The following is a 25167-nucleotide window of genomic DNA, read 5'->3' on the forward strand; positions in this document are numbered from 1 at the left end:
GGGCTGGGGCGGGTCACAGTGATCGCGGCGTGTGGATAACAAGCCGCGATCTTACCAGAGGCGAAGATTCAGCGGCCGGCCTGGAAGGCTTTCAGGCCTTTGCGGGCCTGGGCGCGCACGGCGTTTTTCAGCAGCGGGGTCCAGCCGAGGATCAGGCCCTTGGTCCCCAGGGCCTGGCGGGCCCAGCGCCACATATTGAAATGATCGTGGTGCTCGCAGATCTTGCCGTCACGAAACACAAAACGCGCCTGGATATCGTTGACCACGGTATTGCCAGTCTGGCTGAACAGGTAAGTCGCCACCCAGTGGGCTTCGCCGCTGCGCTGGTCAGCGCGGACCTTGTCGAAGACCAGGGAGAAATCCTTGGCCCGGGTGGTGAGCATGCGCCACATGTCAGCGGCATCGCGGCCGCGCAGTTCGCCGAACGCCGGATCACTGAACAGCACATCCTCGGTGTAGCAGGCGGCCATGGCCTCGGCATCCAGGCGCTGGAAGGCGCTATAGAACTCAGTGATCAAGGCGCGGTGGGCGTCACTCATGAAACAGGCTCCGACTCGGGGAAAGATGCCTGCACGATAGTCTGCAAACCCGGGAAACACTATCGGCATTCGCCGCGCAAATACCGACAGTGGGACGGATCAGATTTTTTCGCTTTCGACCTGCACATAGAGCGAGCGCCCGGCCCCCAGGCCGGCGACTATGGCCCCCAGGCCGATCACCGCGAAAATCCAGCCCAGGGCCGTCCAGCCACCGGTCCAGTCGTGCACCAGGCCGACCGCGAACGGCCCCATGGAGGCCAGGGTGTAGCCAAAGCCCTGGGCCATGCTCGACAGATTGGCGGCCACATGGGCGTCCTTCGAACGCAGGACGATCAGGGTCAGCGCCAGGCTGAAAGTACCGCCCTGCCCCACGCCCAGCAGGATCGCCCAGCCCCACAGGCCATCGAGCGGGGCATACAGGCAGCCGAACAGGCCGCCGAGGGTCAGCAGCATCACGACTACGATCGCCAGGCGCTGATCCTTGCCCCGCGTTGCCAGCCAGGGCGCGGCCAGCGAACTGGCGAGCTGGACGATCACCGAGCCGGACAGCACCAGCCCCGCCTGGGTCGGGCTCAGGCCGCGACCGATAAGGATCGACGGCAACCAGCCGAATACGATGTAGGCCAACGAGGATTGCAGGCCCATGTACAGCGTCACTTGCCAGGCCAGCGGGTCGCGCAGCAAACCGCGCACCCGATAGGCCACATGGTGCGCGCCCTGCCGCTTGCCGACCTGGGGCAGCCAGAACAGCGCCGCTACCAGCGCCGGCAGCACCCAGAAGCCGAGGCCCAGCGCCCAGCTGTTATCGAAGTGCTGGCTCAAGGGCACGGTCGCCCCCGCGGCCATCGCCGCGCCCAGGCACAGGGCCATGGTGTAGACGCCGGTCATGGTGCCCGCGTGTTTGGCGAAATCGCGCTTGACGATGCCCGGCAGCAACACCCCGATCACGCCGATGCTGGCACCACCGAGGATGCTGCCGGCGAACAGTCCGACGTCTCCCAGGGAACTGCGCAGGATGATCCCGCCCGCCAGCGTCAGCAGGATGCCAAGCACCACGCGCTCGGCGCCAAAGCGCCGCGCCAGCACCGGGGCCAGGGGGGCGAACAGGCCCAGGCACAGCACCGGCAAGGTGGTCAGCAGCCCGGCCTGGGCCGCCGACAGCCCGAGGCTGTGCGACACCTCGCTGAGCAGCGGTGCCATGCTCGACAGTGCCGGACGCAGGTTCAGCGCCACCAGGATCAGCCCCAGCAGCAACAGCCACGGGCGACTCGGCGCCGGGTGGCCCTGCTGGACCTCGGCATCGTCGGCTTCGGCGTCGATCAACAACTCTTCGAGCTCGGCCTCGCGTCGAGGGACAGCAATAGGTGGCGGGTTATTGGCCTGGTGGCTGGACATGGTGCTCTCGGTCTCAAGGTTCATTGATCAACTGCCGGGAAATGGCCTTGGCCCGCTCCGGGTCGCGCTGCTCGACGGCGTCCAGCAGGTCGATGTGCAGATCGAACACCGCCTGGCGCCGGGGATGGATGTTCAGGGTCTGGCGCAGTTGCGCGCCGACCACGCTGGAGAAATAGCGGTACAGCTCGCTGAGGGTGGGGTTATGCGCGGCGTCCACCAGGCGCCCGTGAAACACCAGGTCGCAGGCGATATAGCTCTCCAGATCGCCGTGATAGTGATCGCCACTGAGAGCCAGGGCTTCGCGCAACGCCAGCAGGTCCTGGTCGGTACGCCGCAGGGCCGCCAGGCCGATGGCCTCCGTCTCGATGATCTGCCGGGTTTCGCGCGCCTGCTCCAGGGAGCACTGGGACAAGGCCTTGAGGGTGTCCAGCGGATCGACCACCGCCCGCAGGTAACTACCGTCGCCCTGGCGAATCTCCACCAGGCCGGAAAACGCCAGGACCCGCATGGCCTCGCGCACGGTATTGCGGCTGATGCCCAGCTCCGCCGCCAGCTCCGGCTCGGTCGGCAGGCGCTGGCCGATGCCCCATACACCGTCATTGATGCGTTGGCGCAGCTGTTCCAGGGCCTGATCGACCAGGGAACGTTTAATCAAAGGAGAAGTGTCTGTCATATGCCGTCGCCTTTTCATCCAATCATCGGATGAATTTTTTTGGCATATTAGTCAGCTTCGCGTGGGTGAACAACAAAGCCGACATGTGCATGTAGCAAGCGGAAAGGAAATCCGATTGCCAAAAAAACCCTTTAAGGGTAATTTCATCTCGACTCCAGGTGTCTTATGGAAAAGCACACACCTCATTACGACCTGTCGGTGATCAAGGCGGATGTCGCCCGTCTGGGGGCAGCCGCCTTTACCCGAACCGCCCTGGTCAGCGGCCGGCACCTCGGCCTGACCTGCCGGGACATGCAGCAGGTGATTGCCGGGCTGCAGGGGAAAATGCTCTACAAGTCGATGACCAGCTATCTCGATCATCGAATCTGGCAGGACGTGTATTACACGCACATCGATTCCGTGGAGCTGTACATCAAAGTCACTTACCGCCCCGGCGGCGGTCCCCCAGTGATCTCCTTCAAGGAGAAACACCCATGAAACAAAGACAATGCGTCAGCTGCGGTGCCCCGGCCGGCATGCAGCCGTTCAACAATCGCAGCGAGCTGATCGATTACAAGCACCTGCTGCGGCAAATCGACGGCCTGGATGGCTGGGAGTGCCAGGCCTGTGGGGAAGTCGAATTCGACCCGGCCAGCGCCGAACGTTACGCCAGCGCCGGCGACCAATTGCTGGAAGATTGCCGGCAGTTCATGGCCAGCGAGATGAAACGCATCCGCCGCAAGCTGCACCTCTCGCAGAAGGATGCGGTAAAGCTGCTCTCCGGCGGCGGGCACAACGCCTTCTCCCGCTACGAACGCGGCGAGGTCGCCCCGCCCCAGCCGCTGTTCATGTTGATGCGCCTGCTCGATCGTCATCCGCAGCTGATGGCCGACGTGCAGGCACTCAGCGAACAACAAGCGCCCGCGGCCGACAACGATCCGCACCAGGCACGCGTCGCGACGTCGTGAAATCCCAGGCAAAAATAAACCCGGCGCCAGGCCGGGTTCATTTTCAAGACGGTACCTGGATCAGTGCAGGATCTGGCTCAGGAACAGCTTGGTCCGCTCGTTCTGCGGGTTGTCGAAGAAGTCGTTAGGCGCGGCCTGTTCGACGATTTCACCCTTGTCCATGAAGATCACCCGGTTGGCCACGGTGCGCGCAAAACCCATTTCGTGAGTCACGCAGAGCATGGTCATGCCGTCTTCGGCCAGGCCGATCATGGTGTCCAGAACCTCTTTCACCATTTCCGGGTCGAGGGCCGACGTCGGCTCGTCGAACAGCATGATCTTCGGCTTCATGCACAGCGCCCGGGCAATTGCCACGCGCTGCTGCTGACCGCCGGAGAGCTGGCCCGGGTACTTGTTCGCCTGCTCCGGAATGCGTACGCGCTCCAGGTAATGCATGGCGATTTCCTCGGCCTTGCGCTTGGGCATCTTACGTACCCACATCGGCGCCAGGGTGCAGTTCTGCAGGATGGTCAGGTGCGGGAACAGGTTGAAGTGCTGGAACACCATGCCGACTTCACGGCGGATCGCCTCGATCTGCTTGAGGTCGTTGGTCAGCTCCACACCATCGACCACAATGCGGCCCTGCTGGTGTTCTTCCAGGCGGTTCAGGCAGCGGATGGTGGTGGACTTGCCCGAGCCCGAAGGCCCGCACAGGACGATACGCTCGCCCTGCTTGACGTTGAGGTTGATGTCCTTGAGCACGTGGAACTGGCCGTACCACTTGTTCACGCCCTGCATCTGAATAATGCCTTCAGGGCTCACAGGCTTTTTGATCGCTTCACTCATGGAGATACTCCTAACGCTTGTGGCCTGTGTCCAACTTACGCTCCAGATGCATGGAGTAGCGGGACATACCAAAACAGAAAATCCAGAACACCAGGGCCGCGAAGACATAGCCTTCGGTGGCCATGCCCAGCCATTTCGGGTCGGCGGCGGCTTGTTTCACGCTGTTGAGCAGGTCGAACAGGCCGATGATGATCACCAGGCTAGTGTCCTTGAACAGGGCGATGAAGGTGTTGACGATGCCGGGGATCACCAGCTTCAGGGCTTGCGGCAGGATCACCAGGCCCATGCTGCGCCAGTAGCCCAGGCCCATGGCCGCGGCTGCTTCGTACTGCCCCTTGGGAATCGCCTGCAACCCGCCGCGCACCACTTCGGCGATGTAGGCCGACTGGAACAGGATCACCCCGATCAGCGCCCGCAGCAGCTTGTCGAAGTTCATGCCTTCGGGCAGGAACAGCGGCAGCATTACCGAGGACATGAACAGCACGGTGATCAACGGCACGCCACGCCAGAACTCGATGAAGGTCACGCAGACCACACGAATCGCCGGCATGTTCGAGCGTCGCCCCAAGGCCAGCACGATGCCCAGCGGCAAGGCGCCGGCGATGCCGACGGTGGCGATCACCAGGGTCAGCATCAGGCCGCCCCACTGGCTGGTGGCGACGTTGGCCATGCCAAACAGACCGCCATGCAGCAGGAAGTAGGCAATGATCGGGTACAGCACCAGGAAGCTCAGGCCATAAATGGCCTTGTGCGGAACCCGGGCGATGAACAAGGGCGCCACGCCAATCACCGCCAGCCACACCGTCAGGTCCACGCGCCAGCGCAGGTCCGCCGGGTAGTAGCCGTACATGAACTGGCCGAAGCGCTGCTGGATGAACACCCAGCAGGCGCCCTCCTTGGTGCAGTCGGCGCGGGTGGTGCCCACCCAGTTGGCGTCGAAAATCGCCCAGCTGAGGATCGGCGGCACCACCAGGTAGATCAGGTAGAAGGCAAACAGGGTCAGCAGGGTGTTGATCCAGCTGGAGAACATGTGTGCCCGCATCCACGCCACGATCCCGATGCTGCTGCTCGGCGGTGGCATGTCGGGTTTGAAAGTATGAGTGCTCATGCGCGTTTCCTCACCGCTCGATCAGCGCAATGCGCTTGTTGTACCAGTTCATCAGCAGGGAAATGCTGATGCTGATCGCCAGGTACACGCTCATGGTGATGGCAATGACTTCGATGGCCTGGCCGGTCTGGTTGAGCACGGTGCCGGCGAACAGCGAAACCATTTCCGGATAACCGATACCCGCCGCCAGGGACGAGTTCTTCGCCAGGTTCAGGTATTGGCTGGTCAGCGGCGGAATGATCACCCGCAGGGCTTGCGGGATGATCACCTTGCGCAGGGTCGGACCGTTGCGCAGGCCGAGGGAGCGGGCCGCCTCGGTCTGGCCGTGGCTCACCGACTTGATCCCCGAACGCACGATCTCGGCGATGAACGCCGCGGTGTAGACGGTCAGGGCCAGGGTCAGGGCCAGCAGTTCCGGGATCAGCACCCAGCCACCGACGAAGTTGAAGCCCTTGAGCTCGGGCATTTCCCAGTGCACCGGGGCGCCGAACACCAGCATGCACAGTGCCGGGATCACCAGGAACAGCGCCAGACCGGTCCAGAACTTGTGGAACGGCACGCCGGTGTCTTCGAAGCGCTTGTTGGCCCAGCGGCACATCAGCACGATGGCAACGATGGCTATCACCAGGCTGATCACGAACGGCCAGAAGCCGTCGGCCACCAGGGCCGCCGGCATGTTCAGGCCACGGCTGCTGACGAAGAAGGTGTCGCCGAAGTTGTGGCTGTTGCGCGGCCCCGGCATGGTCAGGAACACCGCGAAATACCAGAACAGGATTTGCAGCAGCGGCGGAATGTTGCGGAACACTTCCACATACACGGTCGCCAGTTTGCTGATGATCCAGTTCTGCGACAGGCGCGCCACACCGATGATGAAACCGAGGATGGTCGCCAGGATCACGCCGATGAACGTCACCAGCAGGGTGTTGAGCAGGCCGATCACGAACACCCGGGCATAGCTGTCCGCTTCGGTGTAGGAGATCAGGTGCTGAGCGATGCCGAAGCCGGCGCTGCGCTCGAGAAAGTCGAAGCCGGAGGTAATCCCCCGGTGCTGAAGGTTGGTTTGCGTGTTATCGAACAAGTACCAGCCAAGCGAGATCACGGCCACGACGGTGATGATCTGGAATAGCCACGCACGCACTCGTGGATCGCTGAGACTGAGCCTCTGCTTAGGTGCGCCGATTGAGTTTTGCATGAAGTGCCCCGGAAATAATGGAACAAGAACATCACCCGGCGGTTGGCCCGCCGGGCGATAGAACCATCAGCGCACTGGTGGTGCGTATTGAATGCCGCCGTTGTTCCATAGCGCGTTCAGGCCGCGATCGATCTCCAGCGGAGTGCTCTTGCCGAGGTTCTTCTCGAACACTTCGCCGTAGTTGCCGACTTGCTTGACGATCTGTACCACCCAGTCCTTGCGCAGCTTCAGGTCCTTGCCGTATTCGCCGTCGGCACCCAGCAGACGCGCAACGTCCGGGTTCTTGGTGGACTTGGCTTCGGCCTCGACGTTCTTCGACGTAATGCCGGCCTCTTCGGCGTTGAGCATGGCGTAGCCCGTCCAGCGGATGATGGCCAGCCACTCGTCGTCGCCGTTACGCACGACCGGGCCCAGCGGTTCCTTGGAAATGGTTTCCGGCAGAACCACATAGTCCTTCGGCGAAGCCAGCTTGCTGCGCTGGGCGAACAGCTGGGACTTGTCGGAGGTCAGCACGTCGCAACGCCCGGACTCCAGCGACTTGGCGCTTTCATCGGAGGTGTCGAAGGTGATCGGGGTGTATTTCAGGCCGTTGCCGCGGAAGTAGTCGGACACGTTCAGCTCGGTGGTGGTGCCGGCCTGGATGCAGATGGTCGCGCCGTCCAGTTCCTTGGCGCTCTTGACGCCCAGCTTGTTGTTCACCAGGAAACCGATGCCGTCGTAGTAGGTGATGAAGCCCGGGAATTTCAGGCCCATGCCCGCGTCGCGGGAACTGGTCATGGTGGTGTTGCGCGACAGGATGTCGATTTCGCCCGATTGCAGCGCGGTGAAACGCTCCTTGGCGTTCAACTGGCTGAATTTCACTTTGGTCGCGTCGCCGAATACCGCGGCGGCCACGGCGCGGCAGATGTCGGCGTCGATGCCGAGGATCTTGCCGGTGGCGTCCGGTACCGAGAAGCCCGGCAGACCGTCGCTCACACCGCACTGCACAAAGCCTTTCTTCTGCACCGCATCCAGGGTCGCACCCGCCTGCGCGAAGCCGCTCATACCCAGTACCGCGGCGGCCGTGACCACAGCCAGGGTGGATTTCAACATCTTCATTCAAACCTCCAGTTTTGCTCTTGTTGTGTCGGAGCTTGAGTCCTGCCGCACCCTTATGAGGCACTGCTGACCCGTGTTGGCTTTTTATAGGGTCAAGCGGCGTAGGACTTTAGCTATGAGTCTAGTAGGAGAAAATCCATTTAAGAGAAAACCCATACTCACCAAGCGACCGAACGGGCTGTAGCCCTTGCATGTTCGCGAAGCCCGTAGCGGCCACTGGCGAACGTCCATCATCGGATCTTTGCTATCCCACACCCGCCAGTAGCCTGATAGTGTTACCGGCAGGGTGAACGCAATCACTTCACGCAACGGCTATAGCAAAGCCCGTACCAGAGTGCTGGCTAAAGCGGTTCAGCCCGGGGTCAAGAGCAAAACTTGCAGCCTTGCGACATCTTCTTCACTGATCAACCGACCGCGCACCTCGATCACGCACCGCTTGGGCGCGTGCGCACATATTTGGAGCAACCATGACCGAGCCCTTGATTCTTCAGCCCAGCAAGCCCGTCGATGCCTGTGTGATCTGGCTCCATGGCCTGGGCGCCGACCGCTACGACTTCCTGCCGGTGGCCGAAGCGCTGCAGGAAAGCCTGTTGACCACCCGCTTCGTCCTGCCCCAGGCACCGACCCGCGCCGTGACCATCAATGGCGGTTATGCCATGCCCAGCTGGTACGACATTCTGGCCATGAGCCCGGCGCGCGCGATCAACCGCGAACAGCTGGACGAGTCGGCCAAACGCCTGAGCGACCTGATCGAAGAACAGCGCGCCAGCGGAATAGACCCTTCGCGGATTTTCCTCGCCGGCTTTTCTCAGGGTGGTGCGGTCGTCCTGCACACCGCCTTCCTTAAATGGCAGGGCCCGCTGGGTGGCGTGCTTGCCCTCTCCACCTATGCCCCGACTTTCAGCGATGAACTGGAACTGTCGGCCAGCCAGCAGCGGATTCCGACCCTGTGCCTGCACGGCCAGTACGACGAAGTGGTGCAGAACGCCATGGGCCGCACCGCCTACGAGTACCTGAAACACCATGGTGTCACCGTGACATGGCAGGAATACCCAATGGGCCACGAAGTGTTACCCGAAGAAATTCGCGATATCGGCGCCTGGCTCGGCGAGCGTTTGCGCTGAATCGATAAGTTAGGTAGCCCGTTGAGCAATCCACTACGCCGCGCCCGATTCTTGCATTACACTGCCCGGCGTACATTCCTTAACCAATTGATGAGATGACCGTGCTCAAAGCACTCAAGAAAATCTTCGGTAAAAGCGAGGCTGAGCAGCTCGCGCCAGGCTCCAGCCCCTCTTCCTCCAGCCCCAGCAGCCGTACCGACGGCCATCAGCCGGAACGGACCGCGCCCGCCTCCGTGGCCAGGCAAGAGCCGGTGGCCCCAGTGGCCCCAGTGGCCCAGACCGCGCCGCGCAGCGACAAGCCCAAGGCCGAGCAGCCGCGCCGCCCACGCGCGCCGAAACCACCGGTGAGCACCTGGGAACTGGAAGACTTCGTCGTCGAACCGCAGGAAGGCAAGACCCGCTTCCACGACTTCAAACTCGCGCCGGAACTGATGCACGCGATCCACGACCTGGGTTTCCCCTACTGCACGCCGATCCAGGCGCAGGTACTGGGGTTCACCCTGGCCGGCAAAGACGCCATCGGCCGCGCCCAGACCGGTACCGGCAAGACCGCCGCGTTCCTGATCTCGATCATCACCCAGCTGCTGCAGACCCCACCGCCGAAAGAGCGCTACATGGGCGAGCCGCGGGCGCTGATCATCGCGCCGACCCGCGAACTGGTGGTACAGATCGCCAAGGATGCGGCCAGCCTGACCAAATACACCGGTCTCAACGTGATGACCTTTGTTGGCGGCATGGACTTCGACAAACAGCTCAAGCACCTCGAAGCCCGGCATTGCGACATTCTGGTGGCCACCCCGGGCCGCCTGCTGGACTTCAACCAGCGCGGCGACGTGCACCTGGACATGGTCGAAGTGATGGTGCTGGACGAAGCCGACCGCATGCTCGACATGGGCTTCATCCCCCAGGTACGCCAGATCATTCGCCAGACCCCGCCGAAAAGCGAACGCCAGACCCTGCTGTTCTCCGCCACCTTCACCGACGACGTGATGAACCTGGCCAAGCAGTGGACCACCGACCCGGCCATCGTCGAAATCGAGGCCGAGAACGTGGCCAACGCCAACGTCGAACAGCACATCTACGCGGTGGCCGGCGCCGACAAGTACAAGCTGCTGTACAACCTGGTCAACGACAATGGCTGGGAACGGGTCATGGTCTTCGCCAACCGCAAGGATGAAGTGCGGCGCATCGAGGAACGCCTGGTACGCGACGGCGTGAACGCCGCCCAGCTGTCCGGCGACGTGCCGCAGCACAAGCGCATCAAGACCCTGGAAGGCTTCCGCGAAGGCAAGATCCGCGTACTGGTGGCCACCGATGTCGCCGGTCGTGGCATCCACATCGACGGCATCAGCCACGTGATCAACTTCACCCTGCCGGAAGTGCCGGACGACTACGTGCACCGTATCGGCCGCACTGGCCGGGCGGGCGCCGACGGCGTGTCCATCAGCTTCGCCGGCGAGGACGACTCCTATCAGTTGCCGTCGATCGAAGCGCTGCTGGGGCGCAAGATCAGTTGCGAAATGCCGCCGACCGAGCTGCTGCGCCCCGTGGAGCGCAAACGCCCGAAAGCCTGAGCAGCATCGTTGTAGGAGCGAAGCTTGCTCGCGATGAACGATAACGCGCGGTGTCAGCAATGACGCCTCGCGGGCAAGCCTCGCTCCTACAGATACAAGCCTGCCCGCAAAAAAACGCAGCCCGACCATAGGCTGCGTTTTTTTTCGCCTGGATATTGCCCGACAAAACTAAAAGTCCATAATAGACAAATTAGTTTATTTCTTGGGAGCACCCGCATGTCCAGCACGCCGTCCGTGATGACCCAGCCTCAGGCCCGCCAGTTGCTGGCGCAGGTCGACGTGCCGCAGGTTTTGCGCAAGCTGTTCCACGACCTGGCCGCCGGACTTGCCGTGCAGCCGGCGCAACAGCTGGTGGAGTTTCCCCAGGGCGCCGGGGACTTTATCAACTACCTGGGCGTGCTGGCCGAAGAGCGGGTCTACGGGGTCAAGACCTCGCCCTATATCGTCCGCGCCGAAGGTCCGCTGGTCACCGCCTGGACCCTGCTGATGTCCATGGACAGCGGCCAGCCGCTGCTGCTCTGTGACGCTGGCGAACTGACCACCGCGCGCACTGCGGCCACCACCGCCGTGGCCGTCGACGCCCTGGCGCCGGCCGACACCAGACACCTGGCGATCATTGGCAGCGGCCCGGTGGCCCAGGCCCACCTGCATTACGTGCAAGCCCTGCGCGAGTGGCAATCCATCCGCCTGTACTCCCCTGGCCTGGCCGGCAAATCCGCCGAGAACATCGCGCACCTGAAGGCCCTCGACCCGCGCCTGCAGGTCGCCAGCCAGCTCGATGATGCCCTGCAGGACGCCGACGTCATCATGCTCTGCACCTCCTCCGCCGGCCCGGTGATCGACCCGCGCACCTTGCGCAAGCCGGCGCTGATCACCTCCATCAGCACCAACGCGCCACGGGCCCACGAAGTGCCGCCCGCCGCACTGAAGGACATGCAGGTGTATTGCGACTATCGTCAGACCACCCCCGGCTCGGCCGGCGAGATGCTGATCGCCGGCGAACAGCATGGCTGGGACAAGGCGGCGATTCTCGGCGACCTGCCCGAACTGCTCAGCGACCTGGCGCAACGACCGGAGCCGGGGCGCCACGTGTTCTTCCGCTCCATCGGCCTGGGCCTGGAAGACATCGCCCTGGCCAATGCGCTCTATCACCTGCAACGCAACGCATGAACGAACCTGTAGGAGCGAGCTTGCTCGCGATAAAAAACTGAACACTACGCGGTGTCGTTGGCGACCTCATCGCGAGCAAGCTCGCTCCTACAGGGATTTGCATTGACTCTTTTTCCGGAGGCTCGAATGACCCAGGCAGACTTCATCATCATCGGCGGCGGCATTGCCGGTGCCTCCACCGGCTACTGGCTGTCGCGCCATGGCCGGGTGCTGGTGCTGGAACGCGAATCGCATCCGGCCTATCACTCCACCGGGCGCTCCGCGGCGCTCTATACCGCCGCCTATGGCACGCCCCAGGTACGCGCCCTGACCCTGGCCAGCCGGGACTTTTTCGATGCCCCGCCGCAAGGGTTCTGCGAGCACCCGCTGCTGACCCCGCGCGGCGAAATGACCGTGGACTTCACCGGCGACCCCAGCGAGCTGAACAACCAGTACCTGAGCGCCAAGGCCACGGTGCCGGAGATGCAGCTGCTGAGCGCCGACGAAGCCTGCGCGCGCCTGCCGATCCTGCGTCGCGAGAAGGTCCACGGCGCCCTCTACGACCCAAGCGCCAGCGACATCGACACCGACGCCCTGCACCAGGGTTACCTGCGCGGCATCCGGCGCAACCAGGGCGAGGTGCGTACCGACTGTGAAGTGCTGGGACTGAGCCGCGACGAACAAGGCCAATGGCAGGTACGGACCGCCGGCCAGACCTTCAGCGCGCCCATCCTGATCAACGCCGCCGGCGCCTGGGCCGACCAGGTCGGCGCCATGGCCGGCGCCCGCCCCCTGGGCCTGCAGCCGAAACGCCGCGCAGCCTTTATCTTCGCCGGCCCCGAAGGCGTCGATATCCACCACTGGCCGATGCTGGTGAGCCTCGACGAATCCTTCTACATGAAGCCCGACGCCGGCATGTTCCTCGGCTCGCCGGCCAACGCCGACCCGGTGGAGCCCCACGACGTGCAGCCGGAAGAGCTGGACATCGCCATGGGCATCTACCAGATCGAAGAGGCCACCACCCTGACCATTCGCCGTCCGACCCGGACCTGGGCCGGCCTGCGCAGCTTCGTCAGCGACGGCGACCTGCTGGCCGGCTTCGACACCCAGGTACCGGGCCTGTTCTGGGTCGCCGCGCAAGGCGGCTACGGCATCCAGACCTCGCCGGCCATGGGCCAGGCCAGCGCCGCCCTGGTGCGTGGCGAAGCCTTGCCGGAGCAACTGGCGCGCTTTGGCCTGGACGCCGCCATGCTCTCCCCCGCCCGCCTCGGCTGACCCCGCTCAGTGACGTGCCCCAACGATTGCGGCACACTCGCAGCGCCCTGCCTCGCAGGGCGCTGACACCGCCTGGAGAACCACCCATGACCTCACCCGCGCAGGACCCTGTCCTGGATAACTTCCGGGCGATCGCCGATGCCATCGCCACGCTGTTCTTCCCCCATGCCGAGGTGGTCATCCACGATCTGCGCACGCAGAAGATCGACTACATCGCCAACAACATCTCCAAGCGCGAAGTGGGCGACGACTCCGCCCTCGAAGACATGCTCGGCGAGGATGCCAATGAGCGGAATATCGGCCCCTACGAAAAGCTCAACTGGGACGGCCAGAAGATCCGCAGCCTCAGCAGCGTACTGCGCGACGGCAGCGGCCAGCCGCTGGCGGTGCTGTGCATCAACCTGAATATTTCGCTATTCGAGAATGCCAAGGCAGCGCTGGACCTGTTCCTCTCGCCGAGCAAACTGGTCCCGCAACCGGACTCGCTGTTTCGCGACGACTGGCAGGAACGCATCAACACCTTCCTGCACAACTGGCTGCGCGAACGGCAGCTGGGCCTGAACCTGCTGACCCGCGAACACAAGCGCGAACTGGTGCTGGCGCTGCACGCCGAAGGTGCGTTCAAGGGCAAAAGCGCCGCCAACTATGTGGCCAATGTGCTGAACATGGGGCGGGCGACGGTGTACAAGCACCTGAAGGAATTGAAGGGCTGACAGCCTCTAAAAGCATCGCGGGCAAGCCTCGCTCCTACAAAACCACAGGAGCGAGGCTTGCCCGCGATGGCGTCCTCACGAACGCCACATGACATCAGTCGCCGTAGATGTCGGACTTGAAGTACTTCTCGGAAATCTTCTGATATTCGCCACTGGCGCGAATGCCATCGATGGCGCTATTCAACTGGCCAACCAGCTCGGCATTGCCCTTGCGCACCGCGATCCCCGCGCCCTCACCCACGTATTTCGGGTCCTTCAGTTCCGGCCCGACAAACGCATAGCCCTTGCCGCGCGGCATCGACAGGAAGTCATTCAGCGGGATGGTGTCCGCGAAAATCGCATCGAGGCGCCCGGCCGCCAGGTCCATGTAGATCTCTTCGTTGTTGCTGTAGCGCTTGACGTTGATGCCCTTGGGCTCGAACACCTCGGTGGCGTAGCGGTCAGTGGTGGTCGCCCGTTGCACACCGACGTTCTTGCCCTTGAGGCTGGCGTATTGGTCATCGACCGTGGCGCCTTCCTTCATCACCAGCCGCGAGGAAGTGAAGTAGTACTTGTGGGTGAAGTCGACCGACTTCTTGCGGTCTTCGTTGATGGTCATCGACGACAGCGCCATGTCGATCTTCTTCACTTTCAAGGAGGGAATCAGGCCGTCGAATTCACCCTCGACCCATAGGCACTTGACCTGCATCTGCGCGCACAGGGCATTGCCGATGTCGTAGTCGAAACCGACGATCTCGCCCTTGTCGGTTTTCGAGGCGAACGGCGGATAAGCCGCCTCGATGCCGATGCGCAGGGTTTTCTCGGCGGCGAACAGGCTGCTGCACGCCAACAGGCTCAGGGCCAGGCCAGTGATGAGGGGGAGTTTCTTCATATTCGTTCTCTCGCGGGTTGTTGTTGGTTTGGCAAGACAGAAGAAAGGAGTGAAACGGTGGAACCTTGTTTGTACTTGTAAATCCATACTGGACTTTTACGTATATTTCGTCAACGCAGCGGATGCGGCTCAGCCGGCCTTTGGTCGAGAGACAGAAATGGCAAAAAACAGGGAAATGGAGGGTGCAGTTGAGGGCCTATCGCGGGCAAGCCTCGCTCCTACAGACAGCGTAGGAGCGAGGCTTGCCCGCGATAAGGACTTGCGGTCAATACCGATGAATCAGGCAATCATTCTTTCCAACGATCCGCCGCCGCATGATCGCTGTCGCGACCTTCCACCCAGCGTGGGCCATCGGCGGTGGTTTCCTTCTTCCAGAACGGCGCGCGGGTTTTCAGGTAGTCCATGACAAAGGCACAGGCGTCGAACGCCGCCTGGCGGTGGGCGCTGGCGGCGCCGACGAAGACGATCGGCTCGCCCGGCTCCAGCGCGCCGATGCGATGCAGCACTTCCAGCTTGAGCAACGGCCAGCGCTGTTCGGCCTCGGCGGCGATCTTGCCGAGGGCCTTTTCGGTCATGCCCGGGTAATGCTCGAGAAACATCCCGGCCACATCCAGGCCATCGTTGAAATCACGCACGTAGCCGACAAAGCTCACCACCGCGCCGACGCCGACATTCGCCGCATGCATCGCGTTGACTTCCGCCCCCGGATCGAAGGCGCCCGATTGCACACGAATCGCCATGTCAGCCCCCGGTCACGGTAGGAAAAAACGCCACTTCGTCGCCATCACTCACCGGCTCGTCGAGCTGGCACAGGTCTTCGTTGCGGGCGCACATCAGGTTCTGCTCGCTGAGCACCTCGGCGCCCTCGCGTTGGGCCAGCAGGGCGCGCACATCGTCGACCGTGGCGAAATCACCGGCGACCCGCAGCGAATCCACGCCCAACGCCTCGCGGTAGCGGGCGAAAAACTTCACGGTCAGGTTCATTGTTCATCCGCCTGGTAATGACCGCTCTTGCCGCCCAGCTTCTCCAGCAAGCGCACGCCTTCGATGGTCATGCCGCGGTCCACGGCCTTGCACATGTCATAGAGGGTCAGCGCGGCGACGCTGGCGGCGGTCAGGGCTTCCATTTCCACCCCGGTCTGCCCGGCCAGCTTGCAGCGGGCAACGATGCGCACGCTGTCCTCGCCTTCGGCGCTGAGCTCGACCTTGACGCTGGTAAGCATCAGCGGATGGCACAGGGGGATCAGATCGCTGGTCTTTTTCGCCGCCTGGATGCCGGCGATACGCGCCACGGCGAACACATCACCCTTGGGGTGACCGCCGCTGACGATCATTTGCAGGGTTTGCGGGAGCATGCGCACCCGGGCTTCGGCCGTGGCTTCGCGGGACGTCACGGCTTTGTCGGTGACGTCGACCATATTGGCGCGACCTTGGGAATCGAGATGAGTCAGCACAGCCTTACTCCTGATCAGGAAAGGCGATTGTAAACCCGAGGGTCAAATTTCCGCACGTTTGATTATCCACGCACTCCGCCCCTGTAGGAGCGAGGCTTGCCCGCGAAGGCATCACCGCGCCTGACCTGCGGCACCGCGTTGCCTGGATCGCGGGCAAGCCCCGCTCCCACGGAAGATAGGTTTGCTTCGGACACAAAAAACGGGCGGCCTCGCGGCCGCCCATCTGGCGAGGGTTACAGATGGGATTCGGCGTATTCGGCCAGAATCGAGCGTGGCACCCCTTGCAGGGTGATGTGCACACCGTTGGGGAAGTCCTTGAAGCGTTCAGTGAGGTAGGTCAGCCCGGAGCTGGTCGCGGACAGGTAAGGGGTATCGATCTGCGCCAGGTTGCCCAGGCACACCACTTTGGAACCGGCGCCGGCACGGGTGATGATGGTTTTCATCTGGTGCGGGGTGAGGTTCTGGCATTCGTCGATCAGGATCAGGCTCTGCTGGAAGCTGCGGCCACGAATGTAGTTGAGGGATTTGAACTGCAGCGGCACCTTGCTGAGGATGTAGTCGACGCTGCCATGGGTGCTTTCGTCATCCATGTGCAGGGCTTCGAGGTTGTCGGTGATGGCGCCGAGCCAGGGCTCCATCTTTTCCGCTTCGGTGCCCGGCAGGAAGCCGATCTCCTGGTCCAGCCCCTGCACGCTGCGGGTGGCGATGATGCGCCGATAACGCTTGCTGACCATGGTCTGCTCGATGGCCGCGGCCAGGGCCAGGATAGTCTTGCCTGAACCGGCAGCCCCGGACAGGTTGACCAGATGGATGTCCGGATCGAGCAGGGCGAACAGCGCCAGGCCTTGATAGATGTCGCGCGGTTTCAGGCCCCAGGCTTCCTGGTGCAACAGGGGTTCCTGATGCAGGTCGAGAATCAGCAGCACATCGGCGCGAATCTCCTTGATCCAGCCGACGAAACCCTGTTCGTCGATGATGAACTCGTTGATGTGCACCGCAGGCAGGTTGTCGGTGAGTTGCACCTGGTGCCAGGTGCGGCCGTGATCCTGGCGGGTTTCCACCTTGCTCACGCGGTCCCAGAAGGAACCGGTCATGTTGTGGAAGCCGTTGGGCAGCAAGGCCACGTCGTCGACCAGCTGGTCGGTGCTGTAGTCCTCGGCGGCGATCCCACAGGCGCGCGCCTTGAGGCGCATGTTGATGTCTTTGGTCACCAGCACCACGCGCAGCTCCTTGTCGCGCGCGTGCAGGTCGATCAACTGGTTGATGATGATGTTGTCGTTGAGGTTTTCCGGCAGCAGGCTGTTGGGCTCGGAGCGCTTGCTCATGAGGATCGACAGCAGGCCTTTGGGGCCGCTCTTGCCACGCTGGATAGGCACACCCAGCTCGACGTCTTCAGGCGAAGCCTCACCCAGGGTCTTGTCGATCAGGCGAATGGCCTGGCGGCATTCCGCTGCAACGCTGTGATGGCCGCTCTTGAGCTTGTCGAGTTCCTCCAGGACGATCATCGGGATCGCCACATGGTGTTCTTCGAAGTTCAGCAGGGCGTTTGGATCGTGAATCAATACATTGGTATCGAGTACATAAAGGATTGGCTGGTTGGAGGAAGGGCTACGTCCGTGGTCATCCATACTCGGTCACCTTATGTGGGGGCCAGTCGACGCAATACCATGGCGGTGCTGCGCCTCGAATTGACCGTCGAATTCACCCGCAGGGGTTCGAGTGAAGTGCACACAAAAGGAGTCTTGGGAGACGCCACCTGTGTTGCAGGTTTCGGCGGTCTGACTTCGTAATACTCCAAAACCTGTGACAGGAAAAAGCACTTTGACGCTTTTTTTAAGTTTATTTTGCAGAGTGACGAATAGCCCTTGGCGCGCTGCCCAAGCACCGTTAAAGTCGGAAGTCCGCCTGCCTCGAAATCCTGGCCAAAATCGGCAAAAACCTCCTCTCCCCCCGTAAATACGGACCTTTCGTCGTTTCTAGCGAAACGCGTCCTGGCAATCCTCCCAACCGATTCCGCTCTGCGCCGTCTGCGTCAGCAACCAGGGCAATGCCGTCTTCACCGCGTCCTGCCGGGCGTTGAAATTGATCACCCCGTGTCGCCACAACAGCATCAGGGTCAACACCCGCTGGCCGCTCTGTTCGCCCTTGAGCTTGCCGGCGCCGTCCTGCGGATCGATGTCCCACAGCGCCACCTGCAAGCCCTGTGCGTTAAAGAAGGCCTGCGCATCCGCCCGGCGCTGGCCGTAGGGCGGGCGAAATAGCGGCACGTAGTTTTCCGGCAGCTTGCCCTTGGCCAGTTCGACGCTGCGCTCGATCGAGTCCTGCCAGTCCTGCCAATGGCTGTGGGAACGATACTCCCAGCCCAGCACACCCACGCACTGCTGCGAATACAGGGCCTGCAGGCTAGCCACCGAACGCTGCTCCAGGCGGCTCTGCAACTCGCTGCCAAGCACGAAGAAGGTGCCGTTCATGTTCGACTTGCGCAGGTATTCGGTCAGCCACGGGGTGTTGTCCGGGGCGAGATTGGCGGCGCTGTCGAAGGTCAGCAAAAACAGCCGGTCATTGAGCTCGTCGCCATTGCGCTCGTAGTCGCCAAAACGCTCGATCTCGCTGGCACTCTGGGGAAACAGCGCGGCCTTGCGCAGCAGCTCGTCCAGATACTGTTCATGGAAGGCCCGGCTCGGTTCGGCCCAGCGGGCGTAATAGGAGTCGTCGCCCAACTGGAACTTGCCGGCCTGCTCGCGCAGGGTGTCCATGTCTTCCACCAGGAAACAGAAGGAAGCGTCCTGGTCGCAGCTCTGCTGGGCGAAGTTGTAGTTGCTCAGCAATTGCCGCCAGAGCCGCTGGCGGACGGTATCGATCGACGCCATGTTGATGATCCGCAGGCCCAGGCGCTGCTTCAACGAGGCTTCATCCCAGGCCTCGCTGTCCAGCAGGGCGCGGGCGAAGGTGAGGATCTCCGCCCGCGACGCCACGTCGAACAGGGTCGGGTTGCCAAGCTGTTCCGGCCAGGTGCTGCGATCCAGGGTCGCCACATCGTTCGGCGCCGCCAGGGCGCCGAAACTCAACAGCCAGATCGAAAGAAAAAACGCGCTGCGCAAAGGGATGTCTCCATAACAAAACCCGCGCGGCACTATAGCCGATGCCGGTCTCTCGGCCCTATTGCCTAGGCCGCTCCCCTTCCCTTTATAGAGAGCGGACACGCGCCTCCCTGCAGCAGGCCATCGCCGATCGACGGACGACCGGCGGCATGCCCTATTGCCTTCATAGGTGGAGTCAAAGCGCCCAAGACCCTAGAATCCCCCGACGCTTACAGGAGACGACTTCATGCTGATGGTGATTTCACCCGCCAAGACCCTCGATTTCGAGACCCCGCCCGTCACTCAACGCTTCACCCAGCCGCAGTACCTCGATCACTCCCAGGAACTGATCCTGCAATTGCGCGAACTGAGCCCGGCGCAAATCAGCGAACTGATGCACGTCTCCGACAAGATCGGCGGCCTCAACGCCGCGCGCTTCGGCAGCTGGACCCCGGCCTTCACTCCGGCCAACGCCAAGCAGGCGCTGCTGGCGTTCAAGGGCGACGTGTACACCGGCCTGAATGCGCAAACCCTGGGCGAAGCCGATTTCGATTACGCCCAGCAGCATCTGCGCATGCTCTCCGGCCTGTACGGCCTGCTACGCCCGCTGGACCTGATGCAGCCCTATCGCCTGGAAATGGGCACCAAGCTGGCCAACGCCCGCGGCAAGGACCTGTACGCCTTCTGGGGCACGCGCATCAGCGAATGGCTCAACGAGGCCCTGGCCGAACAGGGCGACGACCTGCTGCTCAACCTGGCTTCCAACGAATACTTCTCGGCGGTCAAGCGCACGGCCCTGAACGCCCGGATCATCAATACCGAGTTCAAGGACCTGAAGAACGGCCAGTACAAGATCATCAGTTTCTACGCCAAGAAGGCCCGGGGCATGATGAGCCGCTTCGTCATAGAAGAACGCATCAACGACCCGGCGGCCCTCAAGCAATTCGATGTCCAGGGTTACCGCTACAGCGCCGAACAGTCGAAACCCGACAATCTGGTTTTCCTGCGCGATCACGCACCGGAATAACGCACTCGGTCGATGCACTGGTTTCGCGCAAACGAGTGCGTCGACGAGCGGTCACTTTCCTCTTTGACTCCCGCCAAAACGCCAAACAATTGGCGCCAAAATATCTTCTTCTGAATTTATAACTTTTGTTTCACTCGACAGAGGTCATTTTTTTCAGTAGTGGCACACAAATTTTTTATCGGTAGTGGCATAAAAATATCCCCGCGCTTTAACTCCCCATAACTAAAGGCTGAAATGGTAAGTGCTATCAATATGAAAGCAGTGCCATCTTTTGCAATATTTCAAGAAATTTCAGAAAACAGGATCAGCGGTCTGGAACTATGTCCTGAACCACCGCTCATACCACCGGTAACGATTCTCAGCGAGTTTGTAGGAGATGACTTACATGGGATCCAACGACAGTAGCGAAGTTGTCATATTGTCCTGACCTACTGCTCAGGAACTCGAACTCAGGGTCAATACACAGGAGATAATGCACCATTACTATCCCCTACAAGGCCATGGCATAGCCCGCCTTAAAGCGCTTCCGGGAGCGTGTAACTACCTGATTATCATGGGTCTATTCCTATAAATCAGGATTATCGCCAACCTCGGAGCAGCCTTCCAACAGGAAGGACGGCAACATTTAAGGGCAGCCCCTACAACAAGGCCAAGTTGCGCACAACTTGAGTGCACTTATTTAGACACTCGGAACTTAGTCTGCCTGCACTGGATATCTCAACGCCTGTTCGTTGAACTTCCGAGTGCGTAATTACAGCTGGCAAACATTAACTCCGGCCATCTAATGGCGTGAATAACACAGAGGTAAATGCGATGCGCATCAGCATATTTGGTTTGGGTTACGTCGGCGCGGTATGTGCCGGTTGCCTGTCTGCACGGGGCCATGAGGTCGTTGGCGTCGATGTTGCCAAGGACAAGATCGACATGATCAACGCCGGTAAATCGCCGATCGTTGAACCGGGTCTGGGTGAACTTCTGGCGCAAGGTATTCAAACCGGTCGTCTGCGCGGAACCACCAACTTCGCCGAGGCGATTCGCGACACCGACTTGTCGATGATCTGTGTCGGCACGCCCAGCAAGAAGAACGGCGATCTGGAACTCAACTACATCGAAGCGGTATGCCGCGAGATCGGTTTTGTCCTGCGCGACAAGACCTCCCGCCACACCATCGTGGTGCGCAGTACCGTACTGCCGGGCACTGTCGCCAACGTGGTGATCCCGATCCTCGAAGACTGCTCCGGCAAGAAGGCCGGCGTCGACTTCGGCGTCGCGGTCAACCCTGAGTTCCTGCGTGAAAGCACCGCGATCAAGGACTACGACTTCCCACCGATGACCGTGATCGGCGAATTCGACAAGGCCTCGGGCGACGTCCTGCAATCGCTGTACGAAGAACTCGACGCACCGATCATCCGCAAGGACATCGCTGTCGCCGAGATGATCAAGTACACCTGCAACGTGTGGCACGCCACCAAGGTCACCTTCGCCAACGAGATCGGCAACATCGCCAAGGCCGTCGGCGTCGATGGTCGTGAAGTGATGGACGTGGTCTGCCAGGACAAGACCCTCAACCTGTCCCAGTACTACATGCGCCCAGGCTTCGCCTTCGGCGGTTCCTGCCTGCCCAAGGACGTGCGCGCCCTGACCTTCCGCGCCGGTTCCCTGGACGTCGAAGCGCCGCTGCTCAACTCGCTGATGCGCAGTAACGAGTCCCAGGTGCAGAACGCCTTCGACATCGTCTCCAGCCACGACAAGCGCAAAGTCGCCCTGCTCGGCCTGAGCTTCAAGGCCGGTACCGACGATCTGCGCGAAAGCCCGCTGGTGGAGCTGGCGGAAATGCTGATCGGCAAGGGCTTCGACCTGAGCATCTACGACAGCAACGTCGAGTACGCCCGCGTCCACGGTGCCAACAAGGACTACATCGAGTCCAAGATCCCCCACGTCTCGTCCCTGCTCAACGCGGACTTCGACTCGGTGATCGACAACTCCGACGTGATCATCCTCGGCAACCGCGACGAGAAGTTCCGCGCCCTGGCCGAAGAAGTGCCGCATGGCAAACAGGTCATCGACCTGGTCGGGTTCATGTCCAAGGCCACCAGCGCGAGCGGCCGGACCGAAGGTATCTGCTGGTAAGCCGGCAGATTCGGGAAGCACGGCAACCGCTTCGCGGTTGATCGCGAGCAAGCTCGCTCCTGCAAGGATTGCATCGCACCTGTAGGAGCCAGCTTGCTGGCGATGGCGTCCGCCAGGGCGCCAACGCCATCCCGGCTTTTTCGCCTGCCTTAACCCCATCGGGCCACCCCACAGGCTCGCCCGAGATCGAGACGGATGCAGATTATGCACAGGCTAAAGCACGGCCTACTTCAGGCCGCAGGTTGGCTGTTTTTCTTGAGTTTACTGATGGGTCTCGCCCTGGCGTTGCCCGCGTCCACATTCGACTCCGAATCGAAGGACTTCATCTTCCTGATTGGCGCCGTGGGTATCTGGCGCTACTCGATGGGTGCCACGCATTTCGTGCGCGGCATGCTGTTTCTCTACGTGGTCTACCCGCACCTGCGCCGCAAGGTCCGCAAGCTGGGCAAGGCCGCCGATCCGTCCCACGTGTACCTGATGGTCACCAGCTTCCGGATCGACGCCCTGACCACCGCCCAGGTCTATGGCTCGGTGATCCGTGAAGCCATCGACTGCGGCTTCCCTACCACCGTGGTCTGCTCGATCGTGGAGATGTCCGACGAGCTGCTGGTGAAAAGCCTCTGGGCCCGCATGAACCCGCCAGCCCACGTCAAGCTCGACTTCGTGCGCATCCCCGGCACCGGCAAGCGCGACGGCCTGGCCTTCGGTTTCCGCGCCATCTCCCGCCACCTCCCGGACGACCGCGCCGTGGTAGCGGTGATCGACGGCGACACCGTGCTCGGCGAAGGCGTGGTGCGCAAGACCGTGCCCTGGTTCCAGCTGTTTGGCAACGTCGGCGGCCTGACCACCAACGAGTTCTGCGAAGTGCGCGGCGGCTACATCATGAGCGAATGGCACAAGCTGCGCTTCGCCCAGCGCCACATCAACATGTGCTCCATGGCCCTGTCCAAGCGCGTGCTGACCATGACCGGACGCATGTCGGTGTTCCGCGCCAGCGTGGTCACCAACCCGGACTTCATCGCCGACGTGGAAAGCGACTCGCTGCAACACTGGCGCCTGGGCCGCTTCAAGTTCCTCACCGGCGACGACAAGTCCAGCTGGTTCAGCCTGATGCGCCTGGGCTACGACACCTTCTACGTGCCCGACGCAGCGATCAACACCGTGGAACACCCGCCGGAGAAGAGTTTCATCAAGGCCAGCCGCAAGCTGATGTTCCGCTGGTACGGCAACAACCTGCGGCAGAACTCCCGGGCCCTGGGCCTGGGTCTCAAGCGCCTGGGCCTGTTCACCAGCGTGGTGCTGTTCGACCAGCGCGTGTCGATGTGGACCTCCCTGCTCGGCCTGACCGTGGCCCTGATCGCCAGCTTCAAGTACGGCACCGCCTTCATCCTGGTGTACCTGCTGTGGATCGGTATCACCCGCCTGCTGCTGACCCTGCTGCTGTCCTGTTCGGGGCACCGGATCGGCCCGGCCTACCCTTTGATCCTCTATTACAACCAGATCGTCGGGGCCCTGGTGAAGATCTACGTGTTCTTCCGCCTCGACCAACAGTCCTGGACCCGCCAACCGACTGCTCTGTCCCGTGACCTCGCCAGCTTTCAACGTTGGTTCAACACCTGGTCGTCTCGGACCATGACCTTCTCCGCCGGCAGCATTTTCGTTGCCGCGCTGCTGCTGATGGTCTGACCCGCCTTGCCTGAATTAACTAGGAAATCGCCCTTATGAACACCGCCGTGAACGTCAATGTAGTGCATGAATCCGAAGCCCAACGCCAACACGCCCGGGTCAAGATCCCGGCCAAGCTGCGCTTCTTCGGCCCCGACCGGACCCCGGTCGAGGCGCGGGTCATCGACCTCTCCGCCGGCGGTCTGAGCTTCAACTGCGGACAGTTGCCGATCAAGGTCGGCGACGTGCACAAGGGCCGCCTGCAGTTCGTCATCGACAACCTCGGGCTGGCGATGGACGTGGAGTTGCAGGTGCGCTCCGTGGATCGCCAGAGCGGCCGGGTCGGCTGCCAGTTCCAGAACCTCGAGCCCCAGGACATCTCGACCCTGCGCCAGCTGATCACCTCGCACCTGGCCGGCGACATCGTGACCATGGGCGACGTGCTCGCCACCCTGCAGCGCGACAACTTCACCAAGGCGCGCAAGAACAAGGACGCCGGCCACGGCATGAGCGCCCTGGGCCGCCTGCGCGCGGTGACCTTCAGCGCCGGGATCTTCGTCGTTGGCCTGGCGGCCTTCGGCTTCATCCTCAAGTCGGTGTACGGCATGTACTTCGTCAGCCACGCCCAGGCCGGCCTGGTCAGCGCGCCGGGGATGAACGTCACCATGCCGCGCGACGGCACCGTGCAGAGCCTGATCCAGGCCGACGGCGTGGCCGCCAAGGGCGCCCCGCTGGCGACCTTCAGCACCAGCATGCTCGACGTGCTCAAGGGCCATCTGAACGAAGACCAGCTGCAACCGGCCAAGGTCGAGGAACTGTTCGGCAAGCAGATGACCGGCACCCTGACCTCGCCCTGCGACTGCACCGTGGCCCAGCAAATGGTTGCCGACGGCCAGTACGCCAGCAAGGGCGACGTGATCTTCCAGCTGGTCCCGCGTAACAGCCAGGCCAACGTCGAAGCGCGTTTCTCCTACCGCCAGTTCGCCGACGTGCGTCCGGGGACCAAGGTCAGCTTCCAGATCGCCGGCGAAGACGACGTACGCAGCGGCACCATCGTCAGCAGCACCAGCCTCAACAGCAGCGACCTGTCCTCGGACATTCGCGTGCAGATCAAGCCTGACGCCCCGCTGAGCAGCGCCTTCGCCGGCCGCCCGGTGGAAGTCAGCAGCGACCGTGGCCCATCCGTGAACTGGCTGATCGACAAAGCCATGGCTGCCGGTCTCTAACCATGAATATTCATACCCCACTCCCGATGACGAAAACGGCCCCTGTAGCCGCTGCCGCAGGCTGCGATCGAGTGCAACGCACTCGTGAAGGGGATGAATGCG

At 62.2% G+C, this 25167-nt stretch carries 24 protein-coding genes; 11 read left to right on the forward strand and 13 right to left on the reverse strand.

The genetic code is table 11. The annotated features are described in order from the left end of the window. Nucleotides 1-68: 68 nt before the first annotated feature. The 3 genes from AC07Y9_RS12320 to AC07Y9_RS12330 form a co-directional block, all read right to left on the reverse strand. Complete coding sequence (locus AC07Y9_RS12320; RefSeq protein ID WP_053259729.1) at nt 69-539, reverse strand: nuclear transport factor 2 family protein; 471 nt, start codon at nt 537-539, stop codon at nt 69-71. A gap of 99 nt (nt 540-638) precedes the next feature. Next, nucleotides 639-1958 carry a CynX/NimT family MFS transporter gene (locus AC07Y9_RS12325; RefSeq protein WP_102679305.1) on the reverse strand — a complete coding sequence of 440 codons (1320 nt, stop codon included), beginning with the start codon at nt 1956-1958 and terminating at the stop codon, nt 639-641. Continuing rightward, the gene (locus AC07Y9_RS12330; protein ID WP_062823601.1) at nt 1948-2607 is read right to left on the reverse strand and encodes a FadR/GntR family transcriptional regulator; all 660 of its coding nucleotides are present in this window, start codon (nt 2605-2607) and stop codon (nt 1948-1950) included. Before AC07Y9_RS12330 ends, AC07Y9_RS12325 begins: the two co-directional genes overlap by 11 nt. Before the next feature lie 165 nt (nt 2608-2772). Between AC07Y9_RS12330 and AC07Y9_RS12335 the strand changes: the two genes are divergently transcribed. After that, entirely contained in the window at nt 2773-3084 is a 312-nt protein-coding gene (locus AC07Y9_RS12335; protein WP_009042289.1) for a type II toxin-antitoxin system MqsR family toxin, read from the forward strand. Further along, nucleotides 3081-3554: a type II toxin-antitoxin system MqsA family antitoxin gene (locus AC07Y9_RS12340; RefSeq protein WP_102679306.1), complete on the forward strand. Its 474-nt coding sequence runs from the start codon at nt 3081-3083 to the stop codon at nt 3552-3554. Before AC07Y9_RS12335 ends, AC07Y9_RS12340 begins: the two co-directional genes overlap by 4 nt. A gap of 60 nt (nt 3555-3614) precedes the next feature. On the opposite strand, the gene AC07Y9_RS12345 is transcribed toward AC07Y9_RS12340, so the two are convergent. The 4 genes from AC07Y9_RS12345 to AC07Y9_RS12360 all read right to left on the reverse strand — a co-directional run bounded on the left by AC07Y9_RS12345 (nt 3615) and on the right by AC07Y9_RS12360 (nt 7777). Beyond that, entirely contained in the window at nt 3615-4379 is a 765-nt protein-coding gene (locus tag AC07Y9_RS12345) for an amino acid ABC transporter ATP-binding protein (RefSeq protein ID WP_007932116.1), read from the reverse strand. Nucleotides 4380-4389: 10 nt separating this feature from the next. After that, nucleotides 4390-5487 (reverse strand): amino acid ABC transporter permease, encoded by a 1098-nt coding sequence (locus AC07Y9_RS12350; protein WP_007932114.1) that lies wholly within the window; start codon nt 5485-5487, stop codon nt 4390-4392. A 10-nt stretch (nt 5488-5497) separates the two neighbouring features. Next, on the reverse strand, nt 5498-6679 hold the full coding sequence (locus tag AC07Y9_RS12355) for an amino acid ABC transporter permease (RefSeq protein ID WP_092417931.1): 1182 nt from the start codon (nt 6677-6679) through the stop codon (nt 5498-5500). A gap of 66 nt (nt 6680-6745) precedes the next feature. After that, nucleotides 6746-7777, reverse strand: coding sequence for an amino acid ABC transporter substrate-binding protein (locus tag AC07Y9_RS12360; protein ID WP_007932108.1), 1032 nt, complete (start codon nt 7775-7777; stop codon nt 6746-6748). A 467-nt stretch (nt 7778-8244) separates the two neighbouring features. Here AC07Y9_RS12360 and AC07Y9_RS12365 point away from each other — a divergent pair, with 467 nt between their 5' ends. The 5 genes from AC07Y9_RS12365 (at nt 8245) to AC07Y9_RS12385 (ending at nt 13612) form a co-directional block, all read left to right on the forward strand. Beyond that, nucleotides 8245-8901, forward strand: coding sequence for an alpha/beta hydrolase (locus AC07Y9_RS12365; RefSeq protein WP_087091316.1), 657 nt, complete (start codon nt 8245-8247; stop codon nt 8899-8901). A gap of 95 nt (nt 8902-8996) precedes the next feature. After that, on the forward strand, nt 8997-10475 hold the full coding sequence (gene rhlB / locus AC07Y9_RS12370; RefSeq protein WP_102679307.1) for an ATP-dependent RNA helicase RhlB: 1479 nt from the start codon (nt 8997-8999) through the stop codon (nt 10473-10475). Between the two features lie 216 nt (nt 10476-10691). After that, nucleotides 10692-11645 (forward strand): ornithine cyclodeaminase family protein, encoded by a 954-nt coding sequence (locus AC07Y9_RS12375; RefSeq protein WP_102679308.1) that lies wholly within the window; start codon nt 10692-10694, stop codon nt 11643-11645. Between the two features lie 126 nt (nt 11646-11771). Further along, nucleotides 11772-12899, forward strand: a complete 1128-nt coding sequence (locus AC07Y9_RS12380) for an NAD(P)/FAD-dependent oxidoreductase (RefSeq protein WP_102679309.1) — start codon at nt 11772-11774, stop codon at nt 12897-12899. Between the two features lie 86 nt (nt 12900-12985). After that, nucleotides 12986-13612, forward strand: coding sequence for a helix-turn-helix transcriptional regulator (locus AC07Y9_RS12385; protein WP_102679310.1), 627 nt, complete (start codon nt 12986-12988; stop codon nt 13610-13612). A 94-nt stretch (nt 13613-13706) separates the two neighbouring features. On the opposite strand, the gene AC07Y9_RS12390 is transcribed toward AC07Y9_RS12385, so the two are convergent. The 6 genes from AC07Y9_RS12390 to AC07Y9_RS12415 all read right to left on the reverse strand — a co-directional run bounded on the left by AC07Y9_RS12390 (nt 13707) and on the right by AC07Y9_RS12415 (nt 19038). After that, nucleotides 13707-14483 carry an ABC transporter substrate-binding protein gene (locus tag AC07Y9_RS12390; protein WP_102679311.1) on the reverse strand — a complete coding sequence of 259 codons (777 nt, stop codon included), beginning with the start codon at nt 14481-14483 and terminating at the stop codon, nt 13707-13709. A 287-nt stretch (nt 14484-14770) separates the two neighbouring features. Then, nucleotides 14771-15223: a molybdopterin synthase catalytic subunit MoaE gene (gene moaE / locus AC07Y9_RS12395; protein WP_007932098.1), complete on the reverse strand. Its 453-nt coding sequence runs from the start codon at nt 15221-15223 to the stop codon at nt 14771-14773. Nucleotide 15224: 1 nt separating this feature from the next. Further along, nucleotides 15225-15467, reverse strand: coding sequence for a molybdopterin converting factor subunit 1 (moaD, locus tag AC07Y9_RS12400; protein ID WP_007932097.1), 243 nt, complete (start codon nt 15465-15467; stop codon nt 15225-15227). Further along, nucleotides 15464-15937 carry a cyclic pyranopterin monophosphate synthase MoaC gene (gene moaC / locus AC07Y9_RS12405; RefSeq protein ID WP_102679312.1) on the reverse strand — a complete coding sequence of 158 codons (474 nt, stop codon included), beginning with the start codon at nt 15935-15937 and terminating at the stop codon, nt 15464-15466. The genes moaD and moaC overlap by 4 nt, the downstream gene beginning before the upstream one ends. Nucleotides 15938-16170: 233 nt before the next feature. Beyond that, nucleotides 16171-17565, reverse strand: a complete 1395-nt coding sequence (locus AC07Y9_RS12410; protein ID WP_007929389.1) for a PhoH family protein — start codon at nt 17563-17565, stop codon at nt 16171-16173. A gap of 348 nt (nt 17566-17913) precedes the next feature. Then, nucleotides 17914-19038 carry a polysaccharide deacetylase family protein gene (locus AC07Y9_RS12415; RefSeq protein ID WP_102679313.1) on the reverse strand — a complete coding sequence of 375 codons (1125 nt, stop codon included), beginning with the start codon at nt 19036-19038 and terminating at the stop codon, nt 17914-17916. Nucleotides 19039-19264: 226 nt separating this feature from the next. Here AC07Y9_RS12415 and yaaA point away from each other — a divergent pair, with 226 nt between their 5' ends. The 4 genes from yaaA (at nt 19265) to AC07Y9_RS12435 (ending at nt 25065) form a co-directional block, all read left to right on the forward strand. Next, nucleotides 19265-20044, forward strand: a complete 780-nt coding sequence (gene yaaA, locus AC07Y9_RS12420) for a peroxide stress protein YaaA (protein ID WP_087091310.1) — start codon at nt 19265-19267, stop codon at nt 20042-20044. A gap of 813 nt (nt 20045-20857) precedes the next feature. Continuing rightward, on the forward strand, nt 20858-22174 hold the full coding sequence (locus tag AC07Y9_RS12425; protein ID WP_087091309.1) for a nucleotide sugar dehydrogenase: 1317 nt from the start codon (nt 20858-20860) through the stop codon (nt 22172-22174). A gap of 204 nt (nt 22175-22378) precedes the next feature. Continuing rightward, a complete protein-coding gene (gene alg8 / locus AC07Y9_RS12430) occupies nt 22379-23860 on the forward strand; it encodes a mannuronan synthase (RefSeq protein WP_009042274.1) in 1482 nt (493 codons plus the stop codon). Between the two features lie 35 nt (nt 23861-23895). After that, entirely contained in the window at nt 23896-25065 is a 1170-nt protein-coding gene (locus tag AC07Y9_RS12435; RefSeq protein ID WP_053259716.1) for an alginate biosynthesis protein Alg44, read from the forward strand. The last annotated feature ends 102 nt before the right edge of the window (nt 25066-25167 follow it).

The organism is Pseudomonas sp. GW456-L12 (assembly GCF_059424045.1).